General features: G+C 52.2%; 9 protein-coding genes and 4 pseudogenes. 9 read left to right on the top strand and 4 right to left on the bottom strand.

Going from position 1 to position 16,498, the window contains the following annotated elements:
• The first annotated feature begins 24 nt into the window (after window positions 1-24).
• Both QEN32_RS06195 and shdA read left to right on the top strand, forming a co-directional pair.
• Window positions 25-252, top strand: coding sequence for a hypothetical protein (locus QEN32_RS06195; RefSeq protein WP_000837122.1), 228 nt, complete (start codon window positions 25-27; stop codon window positions 250-252).
• Between the two features lie 649 nt (window positions 253-901).
• Window positions 902-6,310, top strand: coding sequence for a fibronectin-binding autotransporter adhesin ShdA (gene shdA, locus QEN32_RS06200; RefSeq protein ID WP_265322240.1), 5,409 nt, complete (start codon window positions 902-904; stop codon window positions 6,308-6,310).
• Between the two features lie 161 nt (window positions 6,311-6,471).
• Here shdA and xseA read toward each other — a convergent pair whose 3' ends face one another.
• A complete protein-coding gene (gene xseA / locus QEN32_RS06205; RefSeq protein ID WP_265322241.1) occupies window positions 6,472-7,821 on the bottom strand; it encodes an exodeoxyribonuclease VII large subunit in 1,350 nt (449 codons plus the stop codon).
• A 160-nt stretch (window positions 7,822-7,981) separates the two neighbouring features.
• Between xseA and guaB the strand changes: the two genes are divergently transcribed.
• The 5 genes and pseudogenes from guaB to QEN32_RS06230 form a co-directional block, all read left to right on the top strand.
• Complete coding sequence (guaB, locus tag QEN32_RS06210; protein WP_000944174.1) at window positions 7,982-9,448, top strand: IMP dehydrogenase; 1,467 nt, start codon at window positions 7,982-7,984, stop codon at window positions 9,446-9,448.
• Window positions 9,449-9,517: 69 nt separating this feature from the next.
• Window positions 9,518-11,095: a glutamine-hydrolyzing GMP synthase gene (gene guaA / locus QEN32_RS06215; protein WP_000138293.1), complete on the top strand. Its 1,578-nt coding sequence runs from the start codon at window positions 9,518-9,520 to the stop codon at window positions 11,093-11,095.
• A 307-nt stretch (window positions 11,096-11,402) separates the two neighbouring features.
• A pseudogene (locus tag QEN32_RS06220) lies at window positions 11,403-11,645 on the top strand (Arm DNA-binding domain-containing protein); the annotation flags it as partial.
• Window positions 11,646-11,757: 112 nt separating this feature from the next.
• The gene (locus QEN32_RS06225) at window positions 11,758-14,136 is read left to right on the top strand and encodes an SEC-C metal-binding domain-containing protein (RefSeq protein WP_001747849.1); all 2,379 of its coding nucleotides are present in this window, start codon (window positions 11,758-11,760) and stop codon (window positions 14,134-14,136) included.
• Between the two features lie 375 nt (window positions 14,137-14,511).
• Window positions 14,512-14,841, top strand: a pseudogene (locus tag QEN32_RS06230) (DDE-type integrase/transposase/recombinase); the annotation flags it as partial.
• A 78-nt stretch (window positions 14,842-14,919) separates the two neighbouring features.
• On the opposite strand, the gene QEN32_RS06235 reads toward QEN32_RS06230, so the two are convergent.
• Window positions 14,920-15,249 (bottom strand): DUF1493 family protein, encoded by a 330-nt coding sequence (locus tag QEN32_RS06235; RefSeq protein ID WP_023244201.1) that lies wholly within the window; start codon window positions 15,247-15,249, stop codon window positions 14,920-14,922.
• Window positions 15,234-15,443, bottom strand: a pseudogene (locus QEN32_RS06240) (hypothetical protein); the annotation flags it as partial. The pseudogene QEN32_RS06240 and the gene QEN32_RS06235, both read right to left, overlap by 16 nt.
• A 278-nt stretch (window positions 15,444-15,721) precedes the next feature.
• On the opposite strand from QEN32_RS06240, the pseudogene QEN32_RS06245 reads away from it, so the two are divergent.
• Window positions 15,722-15,865: pseudogene (locus tag QEN32_RS06245) on the top strand (hypothetical protein); the annotation flags it as partial.
• A gap of 77 nt (window positions 15,866-15,942) precedes the next feature.
• On the opposite strand, the gene QEN32_RS06250 reads toward QEN32_RS06245, so the two are convergent.
• Complete coding sequence (locus QEN32_RS06250) at window positions 15,943-16,134, bottom strand: YfgG family protein (protein WP_000075924.1); 192 nt, start codon at window positions 16,132-16,134, stop codon at window positions 15,943-15,945.
• Window positions 16,135-16,312: 178 nt separating this feature from the next.
• Between QEN32_RS06250 and QEN32_RS06255 the strand changes: the two genes are divergently transcribed.
• Complete coding sequence (locus QEN32_RS06255) at window positions 16,313-16,450, top strand: hypothetical protein (RefSeq protein WP_001540598.1); 138 nt, start codon at window positions 16,313-16,315, stop codon at window positions 16,448-16,450.
• Window positions 16,451-16,498: the final 48 nt, after the last annotated feature.

Consider the following 16,498-nt stretch of genomic DNA (forward strand, 5'->3'; position numbering starts at 1 on the left):
AATGGACCTTTCTCAGGTACGTCAGTGAAATCGAAAAAGTGTGTCGGTTTTTTATTCTGGCTGCTGCTATGCGCCCTCAGTTTAACGCCTTTCTTCGCGCAGGCCGTGCGAAGCAGCGGCGCATGGCAGGAACTCACTGAGCAAACTGCGGCTATTAACGGCACTCCGCCTCAGGCCGACAGTGTAACGATCCCGGTATATCAGGGTAGCGTTCAGTTGCGCTCTGATGCGGCGAATCCTGTAGCTCGTTAGGCTGGCCGACGCAGGGCTATCCCTGTTTATCTAAATCAACCTCGAGCGGCGGCATGTATTGCGGCGTGGATGAGAATACCAGGCAACAAAACTGCGCCATTAAGCCGGCAAGCACAGCAGGTTATGCGACGTGTGTGGAGTTACGTATTACGCGTCTGGCGCTACCTATATACTCTAAATAATTCGAGTTGCAGGAAGGCGGCAAGCGAGCGAATCCCCGGGAGCTTACTAAAGTAAGTGACTGGGGTGAGGGAACGCAGCCGCAGCACATGCAACTTGAAGTATGACGAGTATATTTAAAATAACGCCAGGTGTCGCATGATAATTACCCCTTTTTGCTTCGCGCATCTATTTATCTCAATATATGAAATCATTAAATGATATTCACAATATAAATATATATAAAAGAGATGGATATATTTATATCAATTATAAATTAATCAAAAGTTGACCTGATATTGAAATAGGCCTTGAAATTGGTTAATAATTTGGCTTTGATAATATATTGTTACAGGTGATTGCAATCATTCATAAAACCATATTTTTATCATTTATTATTTATCTCATTTATATACACCATTTAAAAGCTATTTACAGCCAATCAAAATCCAGTTTGCTTCGTGAACGTTATTAAAAGGAAATTTAAAAATTGAACAGGACCTACAGTATTGTCTGGAGCGCCGTGCGAAATATGTATGTTGTGGCTTCAGAACTGGCGCGAGGCCACAGCAAAGTTAAAGCGCAAGTATGCGCGAGTGAAACCCATTCCCCAAACCAAAAGTCCGAATATGGACAAATAATAAAAGCTACGCGAGCGGCGCTGGCTTGCGCCGTGGCTGCGGCGCTCGGATTTTTCAGCCCGCTGGCCATGGCCGACAATCAAGTGTCCTACATTGACGGAACCAAGCATGACCTGAGCACAGAAACGTCTCCAATCTCTTATTCAGGTACCGGCCAGGGTACAGCACTGTCTCTGGAAGGTCTGCCAACGGATAAGGGGGGCTGGCAGGCAACGTCGGGTACAGGCACGGATGTTGTGATTGAAACAGACGGCGGTGGAGACATCCTCTCAGGTAGTACTCGTGCGATCGGCACGGCGGTTTCGCTTAACAAAGGGGCGACGCTTAACCTTACCGACGCACAAATCACTACGACAGGAATCTACACTGCCGGCATCGATCTCAAAGAACAAAGTAGCATGACACTAACGGGGGGAATCATCCAGATCGGGGGGAACTATGGTGTCCTGACGCTCAATGGCGAGTCAAAAGCAACCTTGATAGGGACTGAGGTTAAGGCGACAACGGAAAATACCAGTGACTTAACATCGCAAGAAGGAAGTACGCTGAGAATTGAGGGCGGCAGCACAATCACGCTGACAAACGGCCAGGTGCGTGTGGTTGGCGATACGACATACAACTCCTGGCTGGAGGTGGACGGTAGTGCAGTTAGTTCCACGGGTACAGACAGTACTGTTATTGCGTCCAACAAGGGCGTTCTTGATATTACGAACTCTACCGTCACGCACGATAATGCCAAAGGCGCCGCCATTGAGGCCGCTAACGCCTCAACGGTGAATATTTCCGGCAAAAAAAGTTTGATGGTCATCACCTCCGAAGATATAGGCATTAAAAGCGCGAGATCTTCCGTCAAAATTAATGGCGCCACCGTCGGAGCCAAAGGCGATGGCATTTTGATGACCACGGGAGGCAGCAGTTTTTACAGCAATATCTCCGGGCTGACGGTCGAAAATGCGGACGTGACCTCAGACAACGCCGCCGCGCTGCACGTTGATAAAAACACGGTGATAGAAACGCCCATTACATTAACCGACAGCACATTGACCGGCCCAACGGCTATTAAACTGGATAATGCGGCAACCGTAGAGGCCAAAAACACAACGCTGAATGGCAACATTGAGACGGGGAGCACAGTATCGGCCTTGTCGCTGGCCGAAAAATCCTCACTGCAAGGGAGCGTCAACGGCCTGAACAGTTCATTGACGCTCGACGACACCAGCCTGTGGAACATGACCGACCCGTCAATCATCGGCAATCTGACCAACGACGGCGGCATTACGCTGGGCAACGCGAGCGGTTCGACAGGTACGCTACTGACGGTGGACAATACCCTGACTTTGCAGGATGACAGCCAGATAAACGCGACGTTGGATACCGCCAACAGCTCGCCAATTATCAAAGCCGCCAACGTCACGCTGGGCGGGACGCTGAACCTTAGCTCAACGGCCACCTTTGTCGCGCCCGAAACCGACGAACACTTTGGATCGGTCACGCTGATTGATTCGCAAACCGCGATCACTACCGATTTTGACAGCGTAACGCTGGATGCCGACACCTCCGCTATGCCGGATTACCTTACGATCAACGCGGGCGTTGATGCGAATGATAATACCAACTACGAGTTGTCTACGGGCTTGAGTTGGTACGCGGGCGCAAATTCTGCGCGCGCTGCGCATGGCACTTTTACCGTTGATGCAGACAATACCTTTACCGTCACCAGCGAACTGGACGAAACCACGGCTAACTCCAACTGGAACGGCAGCAAGCTAACCAAACAAGGCGACGGCACGCTGATCCTCAGCAACACCGGCAACGACTACGGCGACACTGAAATTGTCGGCGGCATTCTGGCCGCCAAAGACGCCGCCTCGCTCGGCACTGGCGATGTGACGATTGCAGAAAACGCAACGCTTGCGCTGAGCCAGGGCACGCTGGATAACAACGTGACCGGCGGGGGCCAAATTGTCAAAAGCGGTAGCGATGAGCTGATCGTGACCGGCGATAACAATTACTCCGGCGGCACCACTATTTCCGGCGGTACGCTGACGGCTGACCATGCGGATTCGTTAGGCAGCGGCGATATCGACAACAGCGGCGTGCTTAAGGTGGGCGAGGGCGAGCTGGAAAATACGCTTTTCGGCAGCGGCTCGCTGGTGAAAACCGGTACCGGCGAGCTGACGTTAAGCGGCGATAACAGCTATTCCGGCGCCACCACTATCTCTGACGGCACGCTGATTGCCGCCAACGTGAACGCGCTGGGCAGCGGCGATATCGACAACAGTGGTACGCTGATGCTGGATGCCAACGGCGCATTTGAGCTTGCGAACATCACCACCCATACCGGCGCCACTACCGCGCTGGCGGCGGGCAGCACCCTTTACGCGAGCCAGCTTACTCAGGAAGACGGCAGTACGCTAAGTATTGACCTCGGCGCGGCCACCGACGACGCAGTAATTACCGCCGACAGCGTCACGCTGGGCGGCACTCTGAATGTTACCGGCATCGGCAGCGTTACAGACAGCTGGACGCCCGAGGCATACACCTACACGCTGATTGACAGCGACAGCGCCATTACGAGCGATTTCGACGATCTGACCATTGCAGGGATGAACCGCGAAGATGTTGACTTCCTGACTATCGACGGAAAAGTCGATGAAACGGACAACACCCACTATGATCTGACAGCCTCCCTCTCCTGGTATGCGGACAGAGACAACGCCACTACCGACGCCCACGGCACCTTTACCCTGAGCGACCCTGACGGCAGCTTTAACGTTGCGGCTACACTGACAGACGTTGATGACACGCTGGATCCGGGTAGCAGATGGGACGGTAAATCGCTGACCAAAGAAGGCGCAGGCACGCTGTTCCTCTCCGGCGACAACGACTACAGCGGCGGCACCACCATCAATGAAGGTACGCTGGTCGCCGCCAGTACGACGGCGCTGGGCACCGGTCTGGTAGACAATAACGCCACGCTGGTGCTGGACGTAGACGGCGAAGTCAGCGCGGTGGGCGGCATCACCACTCATAGCGGCGCGACGACCCAACTGGCGCTCGGCACCTCGTTGGATCTCGGCGACAGCGCGTTAATTCAGCAAGATGGCAGTACGCTGAACGTTGAGCTGAATAGTGACTCAGTGCAACCGCTGATCACCGGCGGCAGCGCCACGCTTGGCGGCGATTTGGTCGTCAGCGACGCCAGCCTGCAAGCGCGCGCCTCCGACGCGGAGTTCCAGTCCTTTAAACTGATGGATATGGACAGCGATATCAGCGGCGACTTTACCAGCCTGACGATGAACCTCACCGACCAGCCGGACTATCTGACCGTAACCGGGACAATCAATCCTGCAGATGCGTCAGAATATTTGCTTACCGAAGGGCTGAGCTGGAATGCGACCGCCACGTCAGCGACGCCAGCACACGGCACGTTTACCCTGGGCGCAGGCGACAGTTTTGAAGTCACCAGCGTACTGGGCGATAAAACCGGCAACGGCGACTGGGACGGTAAATCGCTGACCAAACTGGGCGCGGGTAAACTGACGCTGAGCGGCGCGAACACCTACACCGGCGATACTAACGTACAGGAAGGCACGCTATGGCTGTCCGGAGACGGTACGATTGGCGAGATGGGCAGCCAGCAGGCGGTGAACGTCGCCTCCGGGGCAACCTTCGGCGGCAGCAATGGTACGACCGTTAACGGTAAGGTGACCAACGAAGGGACGCTGGTCTTTGGCGACAGCGAGGAAACAGGCGCCATCTTTACCCTCAATGGCGATCTGATCAACATGGGGACAATAACCAGCGGTAGCAGCTCCAGCACGCCTGGCAATACGCTTTATGTTGATGGCAATTACACCGGCAACGGCGGCTCGCTTTACCTGAATACCGTCCTGGGCGACGATGATTCGGCGACCGATAAGTTAGTCATTACCGGCGATGCCTCCGGCACCACCGATCTGTACATCAACGGCATCGGCGATGGAGCACAGACCACTAACGGTATCGAAGTGGTGGATGTTGGCGGCGTATCGACCAGCGATGCGTTTGAGCTAAAAAATGAGGTTAACGCCGGTCTGTATACCTACCGTCTGTACTGGAATGAAAGTGACAACGACTGGTATCTGGCATCAAAAGCACAGTCTGATGATGACGACAGCGGCGGTGATGACACGCCTTCGGATGGCGGTGACGATGGCGGTAATGTCACGCCTCCGGACGATGGCGGCGATGGCGGTAATGTCACGCCTCCGGACGACGGCGGCGACGGCGGCGATGTCACGCCTCCGGACCACGGCGGCGATGTCGCACCGCAGTACCGTGCGGATATCGGCGCGTACATGGGCAACCAGTGGATGGCGCGCAACCTGCAAATGCAGACCCTCTATGACCGCGAGGGCAGCCAGTATCGTAATGCCGATGGCAGCGTATGGGCGCGCTTCAAAGCGGGTAAAGCGGAATCCGAGGCTGTCAGCGGCAATATCGATATGGACAGCAACTACTCCCAGTTCCAGCTAGGCGGTGACATTCTGGCCTGGGGTAACGGCCAGCAGAGCTTTACCGTTGGCGTCATGGCGAGCTACATCAACGCCGATACCGACAGCACCGGTAACCGTGGCGCAGACGGTAGCCAGTTCACCAGTAGCGCCAACGTAGACGGCTACAACCTCGGTGTCTATGCCACCTGGTTTGCCGATGCCCAAACGCATAGCGGCGCGTATGTCGATAGCTGGTATCAATACGGTTTCTACAACAACAGCGTAGAGAGCGGTGATGCGGGATCTGAATCTTATGATTCAACCGCTAACGCTGTCTCGCTGGAAACTGGTTATCGCTACGATATTGCGCTTAGCAACGGCAATACTGTCAGTCTGACGCCGCAGGCGCAGGTTGTCTGGCAGAATTACTCAGCGGATAGCGTGAAGGATAACTACGGCACCCGGATCGATGGTCAGGATGGCGACAGTTGGACAACGCGTCTGGGTCTGCGTGTTGACGGCAAGCTGTACAAAGGCAGCCGTACGGTTATCCAGCCGTTTGCTGAAGCTAACTGGCTGCACACCAGCGATGATGTGTCGGTATCGTTTGATGATGCCACGGTGAAACAGGATCTTCCGGCTAACCGTGCGGAGCTGAAAGTGGGTCTGCAGGCAGATATCGATAAGCAGTGGAGCGTTCGCGCTCAGGTTGCCGGGCAGACTGGCAGCAATGATTTTGGCGATCTGAACGGTAGCCTGAATCTGCGCTATAACTGGTAAGTTAGACAAAACCGGGCGGGTGTTCCCTGCCCGGTTTTGAGGCGAATGACAAACCGGTTGATCGTCGGATTGCGGCTACACCTTATCCGACGTGGCGCGTAGGTTGGCTGAGGAGAAACCGAAACCTGACATTGCGCTGCCGAGGGTGGGGGAATATTGGATTACGTGCCCGGCGTGACGGATTTGACTTCACTTTCAAGCCAGCCGTCCTCCAGCCGCGTGGTCATGATATCGCCTGCTTTGACCTGTTTGATCTTTTTCAGCACCTTGCCGTTCGTTGTCGTCGAAACCGTATAGCCGCGCGCCAGCGTGGCTAACGGGCTGACCGCTTCCAGATGCGTGACCGCGTTGCCAAAGCGTTCGCGCTGTTCGCTTAACCGTGAGCGGGTATTCTCCGTCAGACGATATTCCAGCTGTTGGATGCGCGACTGCGCGCGGTGAATGCGCGGCTGCGGATTTTGCTGGCTCAGGCGTTGACTTACGCGCTGTTGGCGCTGAGTGGCCTGCTTAATCCTGGCCTCAAGCGCAAATCCCATCCGTTGGCGTAAACGTTCCAGCGCGGTTTGCTGACGGGCCAGACGCAGTTGCGGATGTTGCTGTTGCAGACGGTGAAAAATCTGCGTGAAACGGCGGCTGCGGTTGGCGAGGTAGTAGTCCATCGCCATGCCCAGACGCTGTTGGGCGGATTGAATCTGGCGCAACAACTCCTGCTGGTTGCGGCTGACAATTTCTGCCGCTGCTGATGGCGTCGGCGCGCGCAGGTCGGCGACAAAATCAGCTATCGTGACGTCCGTTTCGTGACCGACGGCGCTGACCACCGGAATACGGCTGGCAAAAATCGCCCGCGCCACGCGTTCGTCGTTAAAACTCCACAAATCTTCCAGCGAACCGCCGCCGCGCCCGACGATCAGTACATCACATTCGCCGCGCGCGTTCGCCAGTTCGATAGCACGAACGATCTGCCCCGGCGCGTCGTCGCCCTGGACCGCCGTCGGGTAGATAATTACGGGCAGGGATGGGTCACGACGCTTTAGCACGTGGAGAATATCGTGCAGCGCCGCGCCGGTTTTCGAGGTGATCACCCCCACGCAGTGGGCCGGGGAGGGCAACGGTTGTTTATGCTGCTGATCGAACAAGCCTTCGGCCTGCAGTTTGGCTTTTAGCTGCTCATATTTCTGCTGCAACAAGCCTTCGCCCGCGGGCTGCATACTTTCGGCGATGATTTGATAATCGCCGCGCGGCTCGTACAGCGTGATATTGGCGCGTACCAGCACCTGCTGCCCGTGCTGCGGACGGAACGTCACCCGACGGTTGCTGTTACGGAACATCGCACAGCGCACCTGAGCGGTATCGTCTTTGAGCGTAAAGTACCAGTGGCCCGACGCAGGCTGCGTGAAATTAGAAATCTCGCCGCTGATCCATACCTGTCCCATCTCCTGTTCTAACAGCAGACGAACCGTCTGGTTAAGGCGGCTTACGGTAAAAATTGAGGAAGTTTGAGAGGATAACATGTGAGCGGGATCAAATTCTAAATCAGCAGGTTATTCAATCGATAGTAACCTGCTCACGGGGGATCGCAAGCACTATTTGCAAAAAAATGTAGATGCAACCGATTACGTTCTGTATAATGCCGCGGCAATATTTATTAACCTCCCAGGTGAGATATTGCCCATGCTACGTATCGCTAAAGAAGCCCTGACGTTTGACGACGTCCTCCTTGTTCCCGCTCACTCCACCGTTTTGCCGAATACTGCCGATCTCAGCACGCAGTTGACGAAAACTATTCGTCTGAATATTCCTATGCTTTCTGCGGCGATGGACACCGTGACGGAAGCGCGCCTGGCAATTGCCCTGGCCCAGGAAGGCGGCATTGGTTTTATCCACAAAAACATGTCCATTGAGCGCCAGGCGGAAGAAGTTCGCCGCGTGAAGAAACACGAGTCCGGTGTAGTGACCGACCCGCAGACCGTCCTGCCAACCACCACGTTGCATGAAGTGAAAGCCCTGACCGAGCGTAACGGTTTTGCGGGCTATCCGGTGGTGACTGAAGATAACGAGCTGGTGGGTATCATCACCGGTCGTGACGTGCGTTTTGTGACTGACCTGAACCAGCCGGTAAGTGTCTACATGACGCCGAAAGAGCGTCTGGTGACTGTTCGTGAAGGCGAAGCCCGTGAAGTCGTGCTGGCAAAAATGCACGAAAAACGCGTAGAAAAAGCGCTGGTCGTTGATGATAACTTCCATCTGCTTGGCATGATTACCGTAAAAGATTTCCAGAAAGCGGAACGTAAACCAAACTCCTGTAAAGATGAGCAGGGCCGTTTACGTGTCGGCGCGGCGGTCGGCGCAGGCGCGGGCAACGAAGAGCGCGTTGACGCGCTGGTGGCGGCAGGCGTTGATGTCCTGCTGATCGACTCCTCTCACGGTCATTCAGAAGGCGTGTTGCAACGTATCCGTGAGACGCGCGCTAAATATCCTGACCTGCAAATCATCGGCGGCAACGTCGCCACTGGCGCAGGCGCTCGCGCGCTGGCGGAAGCCGGTTGCAGCGCGGTGAAAGTGGGTATCGGCCCGGGTTCCATCTGTACCACTCGTATCGTGACTGGTGTGGGCGTTCCGCAGATCACCGCTGTTTCCGACGCGGTGGAAGCGCTGGAAGGCACCGGGATTCCGGTTATCGCTGACGGCGGTATCCGTTTCTCCGGCGACATCGCCAAAGCCATCGCCGCAGGCGCGAGCGCGGTGATGGTGGGTTCTATGCTGGCCGGTACCGAAGAATCCCCGGGCGAAATCGAACTCTACCAGGGCCGTTCGTACAAATCTTACCGCGGCATGGGCTCGCTGGGCGCGATGTCCAAAGGCTCTTCTGACCGTTACTTCCAGAGCGACAACGCCGCCGACAAACTGGTGCCGGAAGGTATCGAAGGCCGCGTAGCCTATAAAGGTCGCCTGAAAGAGATCATTCACCAGCAGATGGGCGGCCTGCGCTCCTGTATGGGGCTGACCGGTTGTGCTACCATCGACGAACTGCGTACTAAAGCGGAGTTTGTGCGTATCAGCGGTGCGGGTATCCAGGAAAGCCACGTTCACGACGTGACCATCACCAAAGAGTCCCCGAACTACCGTCTGGGCTCCTGATTTTCTTCGCCCGACCTTCGCGTCGGGCGATTTATTTAATCTGTTTCACTTGCCTCGGAATAAGCGTCAATGACGGAAAACATTCATAAGCATCGCATCCTCATTCTGGACTTCGGTTCTCAGTACACTCAACTGGTTGCACGCCGCGTGCGTGAGCTGGGTGTTTACTGCGAACTGTGGGCGTGGGATGTGACAGAAGCACAAATTCGTGACTTCAACCCAAGCGGCATTATTCTTTCCGGCGGCCCGGAAAGCACCACCGAAGAAAACAGCCCGCGCGCGCCGCAGTATGTCTTTGAAGCAGGCGTGCCGGTATTTGGCGTCTGCTACGGGATGCAGACCATGGCGATGCAGCTTGGCGGTCATGTAGAAGGTTCTAATGAGCGTGAATTTGGTTACGCGCAGGTCGAAGTGTTGACCGACAGCGCGCTGGTTCGCGGTATTGAAGATTCCCTGACCGCAGACGGCAAACCGCTGCTGGACGTGTGGATGAGCCACGGCGATAAAGTGACGGCGATTCCGTCCGACTTCGTGACCGTCGCCAGCACCGAGAGCTGTCCGTTCGCCATTATGGCCAACGAAGAAAAACGCTTCTACGGCGTACAGTTCCACCCGGAAGTGACTCATACCCGCCAGGGTATGCGCATGCTGGAGCGTTTTGTGCGTGATATCTGCCAGTGTGAAGCGCTGTGGACGCCGGCGAAAATTATCGACGACGCCGTGGCGCGCATTCGCGAGCAGGTGGGCGACGACAAAGTGATCCTCGGCCTCTCTGGTGGCGTGGATTCTTCCGTCACCGCAATGCTGCTGCACCGCGCGATCGGTAAAAATCTGACCTGTGTTTTCGTCGATAACGGCCTGCTGCGCCTGAACGAAGCCGAGCAGGTGATGGACATGTTTGGCGACCATTTTGGCCTGAATATCGTTCACGTACCGGCAGAAGATCGCTTCCTGTCCGCGCTGGCTGGTGAGAACGATCCGGAAGCCAAGCGTAAGATCATCGGTCGCGTTTTCGTTGAAGTGTTCGACGAAGAAGCGCTCAAACTGGAAGACGTGAAATGGCTGGCGCAGGGCACCATCTACCCTGACGTTATCGAATCTGCGGCGTCTGCAACCGGTAAAGCGCACGTCATCAAATCTCACCACAATGTCGGCGGCCTGCCGAAAGAGATGAAGATGGGTCTGGTTGAACCGCTGAAAGAGCTGTTCAAAGACGAAGTGCGTAAGATTGGTCTGGAGCTGGGCCTGCCGTACGACATGCTGTATCGCCATCCGTTCCCGGGGCCGGGCCTCGGCGTGCGCGTACTGGGCGAAGTGAAGAAAGAGTACTGCGACCTGCTGCGTCGCGCGGACGCTATCTTCATTGAAGAGCTGCGCAAAGCGGATCTGTACGACAAAGTCAGTCAGGCGTTTACCGTCTTCCTGCCGGTTCGTTCCGTTGGCGTTATGGGCGATGGTCGTAAGTATGACTGGGTGGTCTCCCTGCGTGCCGTCGAAACCATCGACTTTATGACCGCACACTGGGCACATCTGCCGTATGACTTCCTGGGTCGTGTTTCCAACCGCATCATCAATGAAGTCAACGGGATTTCCCGTGTGGTGTATGACATCAGCGGTAAGCCACCGGCTACCATTGAGTGGGAATGATTTAACGTCTGGCAACAGCCTGCACGTAAAAGCAGTAAAGTACCTCTAAGCCCGCGTAACTGCGGGCTTTTTTGTTTTTGTGTCTGGCACTTTCTGGCAGCTTTTAGCAACGGGAAGCATGGTTTTTTCAATGGAATTTTTGATGGTACTCTCTGGTTTTGAATTCAGGTTTGAAAAAGTACCATGTGATAAATTTCGGTTGAGTTATGGTATTTTTTTTTTATAACTCAATTAAAAACAGCGAGTTAAATGAATTTTCTGAATTTTTTACAACATGGTATTTTTTGATAAAGGAAAACAATAAACCATGTTGACTGACACCAGGCTGCGTCACCTTAAGCCGAAGGAGAAACTCTATAAAGTTAATGACCGTGATGGTCTGTATGTTGCGGTCACTCCGGCTGGAACTATTTCATTTCGTTATAACTATTCAATAAACGGAAGACAGGAGACCGTTACTTTTGGCCGCTATGGTGTTGGAGGGATCACGCTTGCAGAAGCGCGTGAACGGCTCAATGAAGCCAAAAAAATGGTTGCCAGTGGAAGGTCACTCGAAACCTCGACGTAACCAGAGTAAGGGCGATATATAAGAAAGCTGATTATCGTGAACAGCGTAAAGCCAAGATGCAGGACTGAGCTGATATGATTGACGAGTGAGCATTATGGTGCTCGAAAGATCAGTAGTTCAAAATGGGGTGATAAGAATGAATATGGAAGAAGATCGAAAGAAGGCTGTAGCTTCTTTATTGAAGGATATGGAATCCATTGCTGACCGAATGCGTGAGTTGATTGTCAAAATGCCTCCGCATGATTTGCTCGGGTACATCTACGCTCAGCACATGATGAAAAAAATGGGAAACCAAATTGGGGGCGAAAAGCAAGGCCAAGAGGGTAGCCCAGCTGACGTAGTTAATGAAACCCAGTTCTTACTGGAGTATGTTCACGCGGTTCTGGCATCTGAGGCCGCACCTGCGGATATGGAATTCGACGAAGCACTGTGCGCTGAGCTGTTTGAACGTAGCCGAAAACTGAGAGAGCTGGCCATGTTCTTTGCTATGGCCACCTCTGCTGATACCAAAGATGGCATCTTCGGTCCTAATACGGCCGACATTGAATTCCGTGCGAAATCCACTTGGGTCATGATACGCGGGAATCGTTATCAAGTTTTGGAGGGCGAGTTCTATCGCTACGTTCTGGCGCCTCACAATGATGTTTTGGAGGAGGTGTACGGCATTGGTGCCACCGATATTGCGGAAGGCTTTCAAGCCATGGCCGACGCTACTCGTTCTGGACAGGCCAACGCTATCATTGAGATGATGAAGCAGTTTGAGGCGGTAAAAGCTTTTTCTATAGAGCAAAGTAAGTCTATGGAAGACGCTATGGAGTCATGGATTGCTGAAAATGAGGAGCAGTCGAAAGCGGCCCGGGGGGCGATGGAGGATATACTTCGCGGCGGTATTGCCAATGTAAGTCGTCACACGAAGTTGCCACCGACATTGCTAGCAGACTTGTCATACCAGCGAGGAGAAGATACAGAGTTCTTCGCAGCGGGCGATTTTAAGGGGACACCCTTTCGGACACTGCCAGCACGTAAGAAACCTCTAATTCAACTTGGGTCGGACTACTACGCGGTCGATCCCTGTTTTGCTCGCGATGCGGGGTATCGTGCGCTCCTATTTAATCTCCTTCAGCGAAAGCCGGATTACAATAAGGTCTTTAAAGATCGGCAGAAAATGATGAGCGAAGCAGCCTTTGCTGACATTCTCTATGCCCAGCTTCCGGGAGCCACAGTTCTCCAGGAGGTTTACTACAAGGATCCTGACAGCAAGCAGTGGTCCGAAAATGATACTCTCATCCTGGTCGATGATGTGCTGTTACTAGTTGAGGCTAAGGCTGGTGCAGCTGCCACCATTGCATCACCGGCGCTTGATTTTGGCCGCCATGCTCAATCAGTGCAGGACTTAGTACTCAAGGCATATAAACAATGTGCGCGCTTCTTCAATTATATGAATTCGGCGGATGAAGTGTCCCTCTACCACCTCGTGAATGGCAAATACGAAGAGTGTTGTCGTGTGCGTCGCTCTGACTACCGGGTGATGGTGCCGATTGGGTTGACAGTCGAGTCGTTCTCGCCCTTTTCCACGTACTGTAAAGAATTACCGCAGGTTGAGCCTTTACTTGGAAAGCATGCTTTCATTTCACTGTCCATCGACGATTTGTTTGTGCTCAAGCGACTCTTGCCCACACCCGGGGAGTTTGTCCATTACTTGGAGGTGCGGCAAGCCGTGGCCGGAATACGCGGGGCTCATCTCTTTGATGAGTTCGATCACTTGGGTGCTTACCTGTCGAAGAACCGTTTTGATCAGGATATTATCGAGCAATTGAAGGAAGAGAAAGCGAACATGGTTATCTGGGATGGCATGAGTGACATCGTCGACAGGGCCTTCGAAGGTGAGGAGTGGGAAAGCAAACCGTTCCCAAGTCAGAAGTTCCCGGAGGAGGTTCTGAAGCTGCTTGGAGCACTCGATAGCACCCGAGCTAGCGGCTGGCTTTCAGCAGAGAGTCATATCCGTGACCTAGGAGAGGAAGGCCGGAATAATCTGGCCAGGATGCTGTCCGACCATCGAAAAACACTGATTCAGCATCCCGTTCGTTACTTTGTTCTGGGCGGGGACGGTGTACTGCTCTTCGTTTGGCTTCAACGGCATGGTCATCCAATTGACTGGAATAAGGTGAACAATAAGGCTAGCGCAGTTGCGTTGAGCGCCAAGGCTACTAACGTCATTGGCGTTGTGGCTGAAGTTAGTGCCGATGGTACTTATGTCCAGGCGCGGTCTTTCAAAATTTACATACCGACGGAGCAAACAGCAGAAAACGCACACATTTATGAAGACGCGGCGAAAATGGCCAATCCTGTACGTACGGTCAATCTCGAACGGGAAAAACAAGTCCACCTTGGTCGCAAGAGCAAAAAGATTGGCCGTAATGTCCCTTGTCCATGTGGCAGTGGCATGAAATACAAGAGATGTCATGGACGGTAGAATCTGCTTAGGAGTTCAAATGGAGGTTGTGCATAAATTTGTGTAATATACTGATTTTTATCTTTAATTTGAGATTTTATTCATGTTGTGCGAGAGTTTTCTCAGCATGAGCCTGAGCTTAATAAACATCGATGAGCAGAAAAAATAAAAAAATCTCCGCATGGTATAGATTGTGGTATCGAGAAAGATCGACTTTATAACTAACTGTTATTTCGATTAATTTTAATTTAATTGATAATTGAGTGGGAATAAGTCGATAATCCTTCCTGTGTTTTCATGAACAGGTAAAAGTGAATTTAACCCTCTGTTTTTGCAGAGGGTTTTTATTTATGTGCATTCATGAATTTTCTATGTGGCGCACAGTTCCTGACGGCAAATTTGACGTAATTACGAACCCACGAAGGTTGGCTGTATCTTGCCGTGGTCGTTGATTTGTTCTCGCGCAAAGTTATCGGTTGGTCAATGCAACCACGAATGACAAAAGATATTGTCCTGAATGCGCTTCTGATGGCCGTGTGGCGACGTCATCCCCAAAAACAGGTGCTGGTTCATTCTGATCAGGATAGTCAATACACCCGCTATGAATGGCTGAAATTGCACGGACTGGAAGGCAGTATGAGCCGTCGTGGCAACTGTCATGACAATGCGGTTGCAGAAAGCTTTTTCCAGCTACTGAAGCGTGAACGGATAAAGAAAAAGATCTACCAACGACTCAGAAGGCCCTGGTTATCCGTGGCGATTCAGCCCAAATAAGGGGTATTTAAAATATAATAACTTTATTCTTCAACTATATAACCAACGTCCAGCTTTAGCACTTTCAACGAGCATACCAACCGTTAGTGGTTTACGCGGATCAGGCTCTTTACTTCCAAAGTACTCTGGATTCAGATAGTTGAGTATGTCAAATCCTTCTGAATCTACATTCCAACGCTTGAAGTACTCTTGTAGAAGTTCTTCACTATCTTCAAAAACGAGTTTTAGATCATCCCTAATACTGGTATCAAGCGTGATGGTTCGCTTTGGCCCACAGAGAAAGTACTTTTTAGTGTTATATTCCTGATCGATAAAATCGATAATTTCTTTCTCAATATCTCTCATTAGAAGTACGTCCACTGAATGCGATCTTTAGGAACCGCCACACGATTAAATGTATCTTTAATATCACGCTGGATATCATAAATCGTAGTGAATGTCATAACCCAACCGAGCCAGGGTACATTACGACCAACGAAACGACCTAAATTATTCGTTGAGCTTAGCTGTAATGAGTTGATGGTTTTGCCTGTCAACGTTGGTAATCTGATCCCAGGTGGCTCTTTACAAAACAAATTCTGACGTATGGGACTGGTCACCTTATTCTCCTCCCACGATGGTTATCTTCCTGATTTCGCATTGACTCTGGCGGATAGGGCGGAACCGCAGGTGACCTTTGAGTATACGTTTACGGTAAAGCACTGCATCGACACAATAGCGGGTTCCTGAAGCGCGTTGATGTTGAACCACGTCCGGCTATCGTAGAGATACTCATACAGTTTGAGAGTACCGTACGCCAGTGCCCGCTGGGATGCCAGATTTGCCCTGAACTTGTGCCAGCTACCGGGAGTTTAACCACGCTGAAGGCTATCGGGTTTTGTATTCGGTCAAGGGAATCTTAGTAACCGCGCATGTGATCTTATCACCCAGGCAGGATATCCCGCGGTTGCTCTTTAAGCGTCTGATCATGGCCTGAACCCATTGAGTGGGTTGTCTTTTTGCGTTAACGCTAAAGCTTCTTTTTCTTGCGCGGGCTTTTTAACGGATAACAGCTTAACGTTGTCCCGGCGTGGTGACAGAAAGCGATGACTGTTGCGCTTCTTTTTTATCCTGATGGTGCTGCCAGGCGCCGATAGAAGAGTAGACGAAACGTCCAAAGAAGAAGAGAAAACTGATAAGCAGTACGATACGGGTCATGCGAGTGTTAAATCGATGTCGTTTTCGCATACTGTTGGCCTGACTCACAAAGGGTTCCTTAACGTTGGCCCAGCGGTATGGGCGGGATCAGGCTGGGTTCTTCAAGGGTATTATCAAGGCGAAGAACGTAACAAGCCTGCGTTCACTCTACATTAAGGCATACTGCGAACCGATGGTCAATTCCTCTTAATGTAAAATTGCGTCAGTTGATTTATCTTATATTGTTATGGAAGATAATTTTAGTATTTACATTAATAATAAATTAATGATAACAAAGAATAAAAAGGCGAATAAAGGCTGCAGGAGAAAGGTAATAATTGACTTAAATCAAATGTTACTTTTGTTTAATAATTACAATCGATGACTATCGTGTGATGTATATCGCATCATCAATTTAAAGTCAGGTGGGATG

Source organism: Salmonella sp. SA14318, from assembly GCF_029866905.1.
Taxonomy (GTDB): Bacteria; Pseudomonadota; Gammaproteobacteria; order Enterobacterales; family Enterobacteriaceae; genus Salmonella; species Salmonella enterica.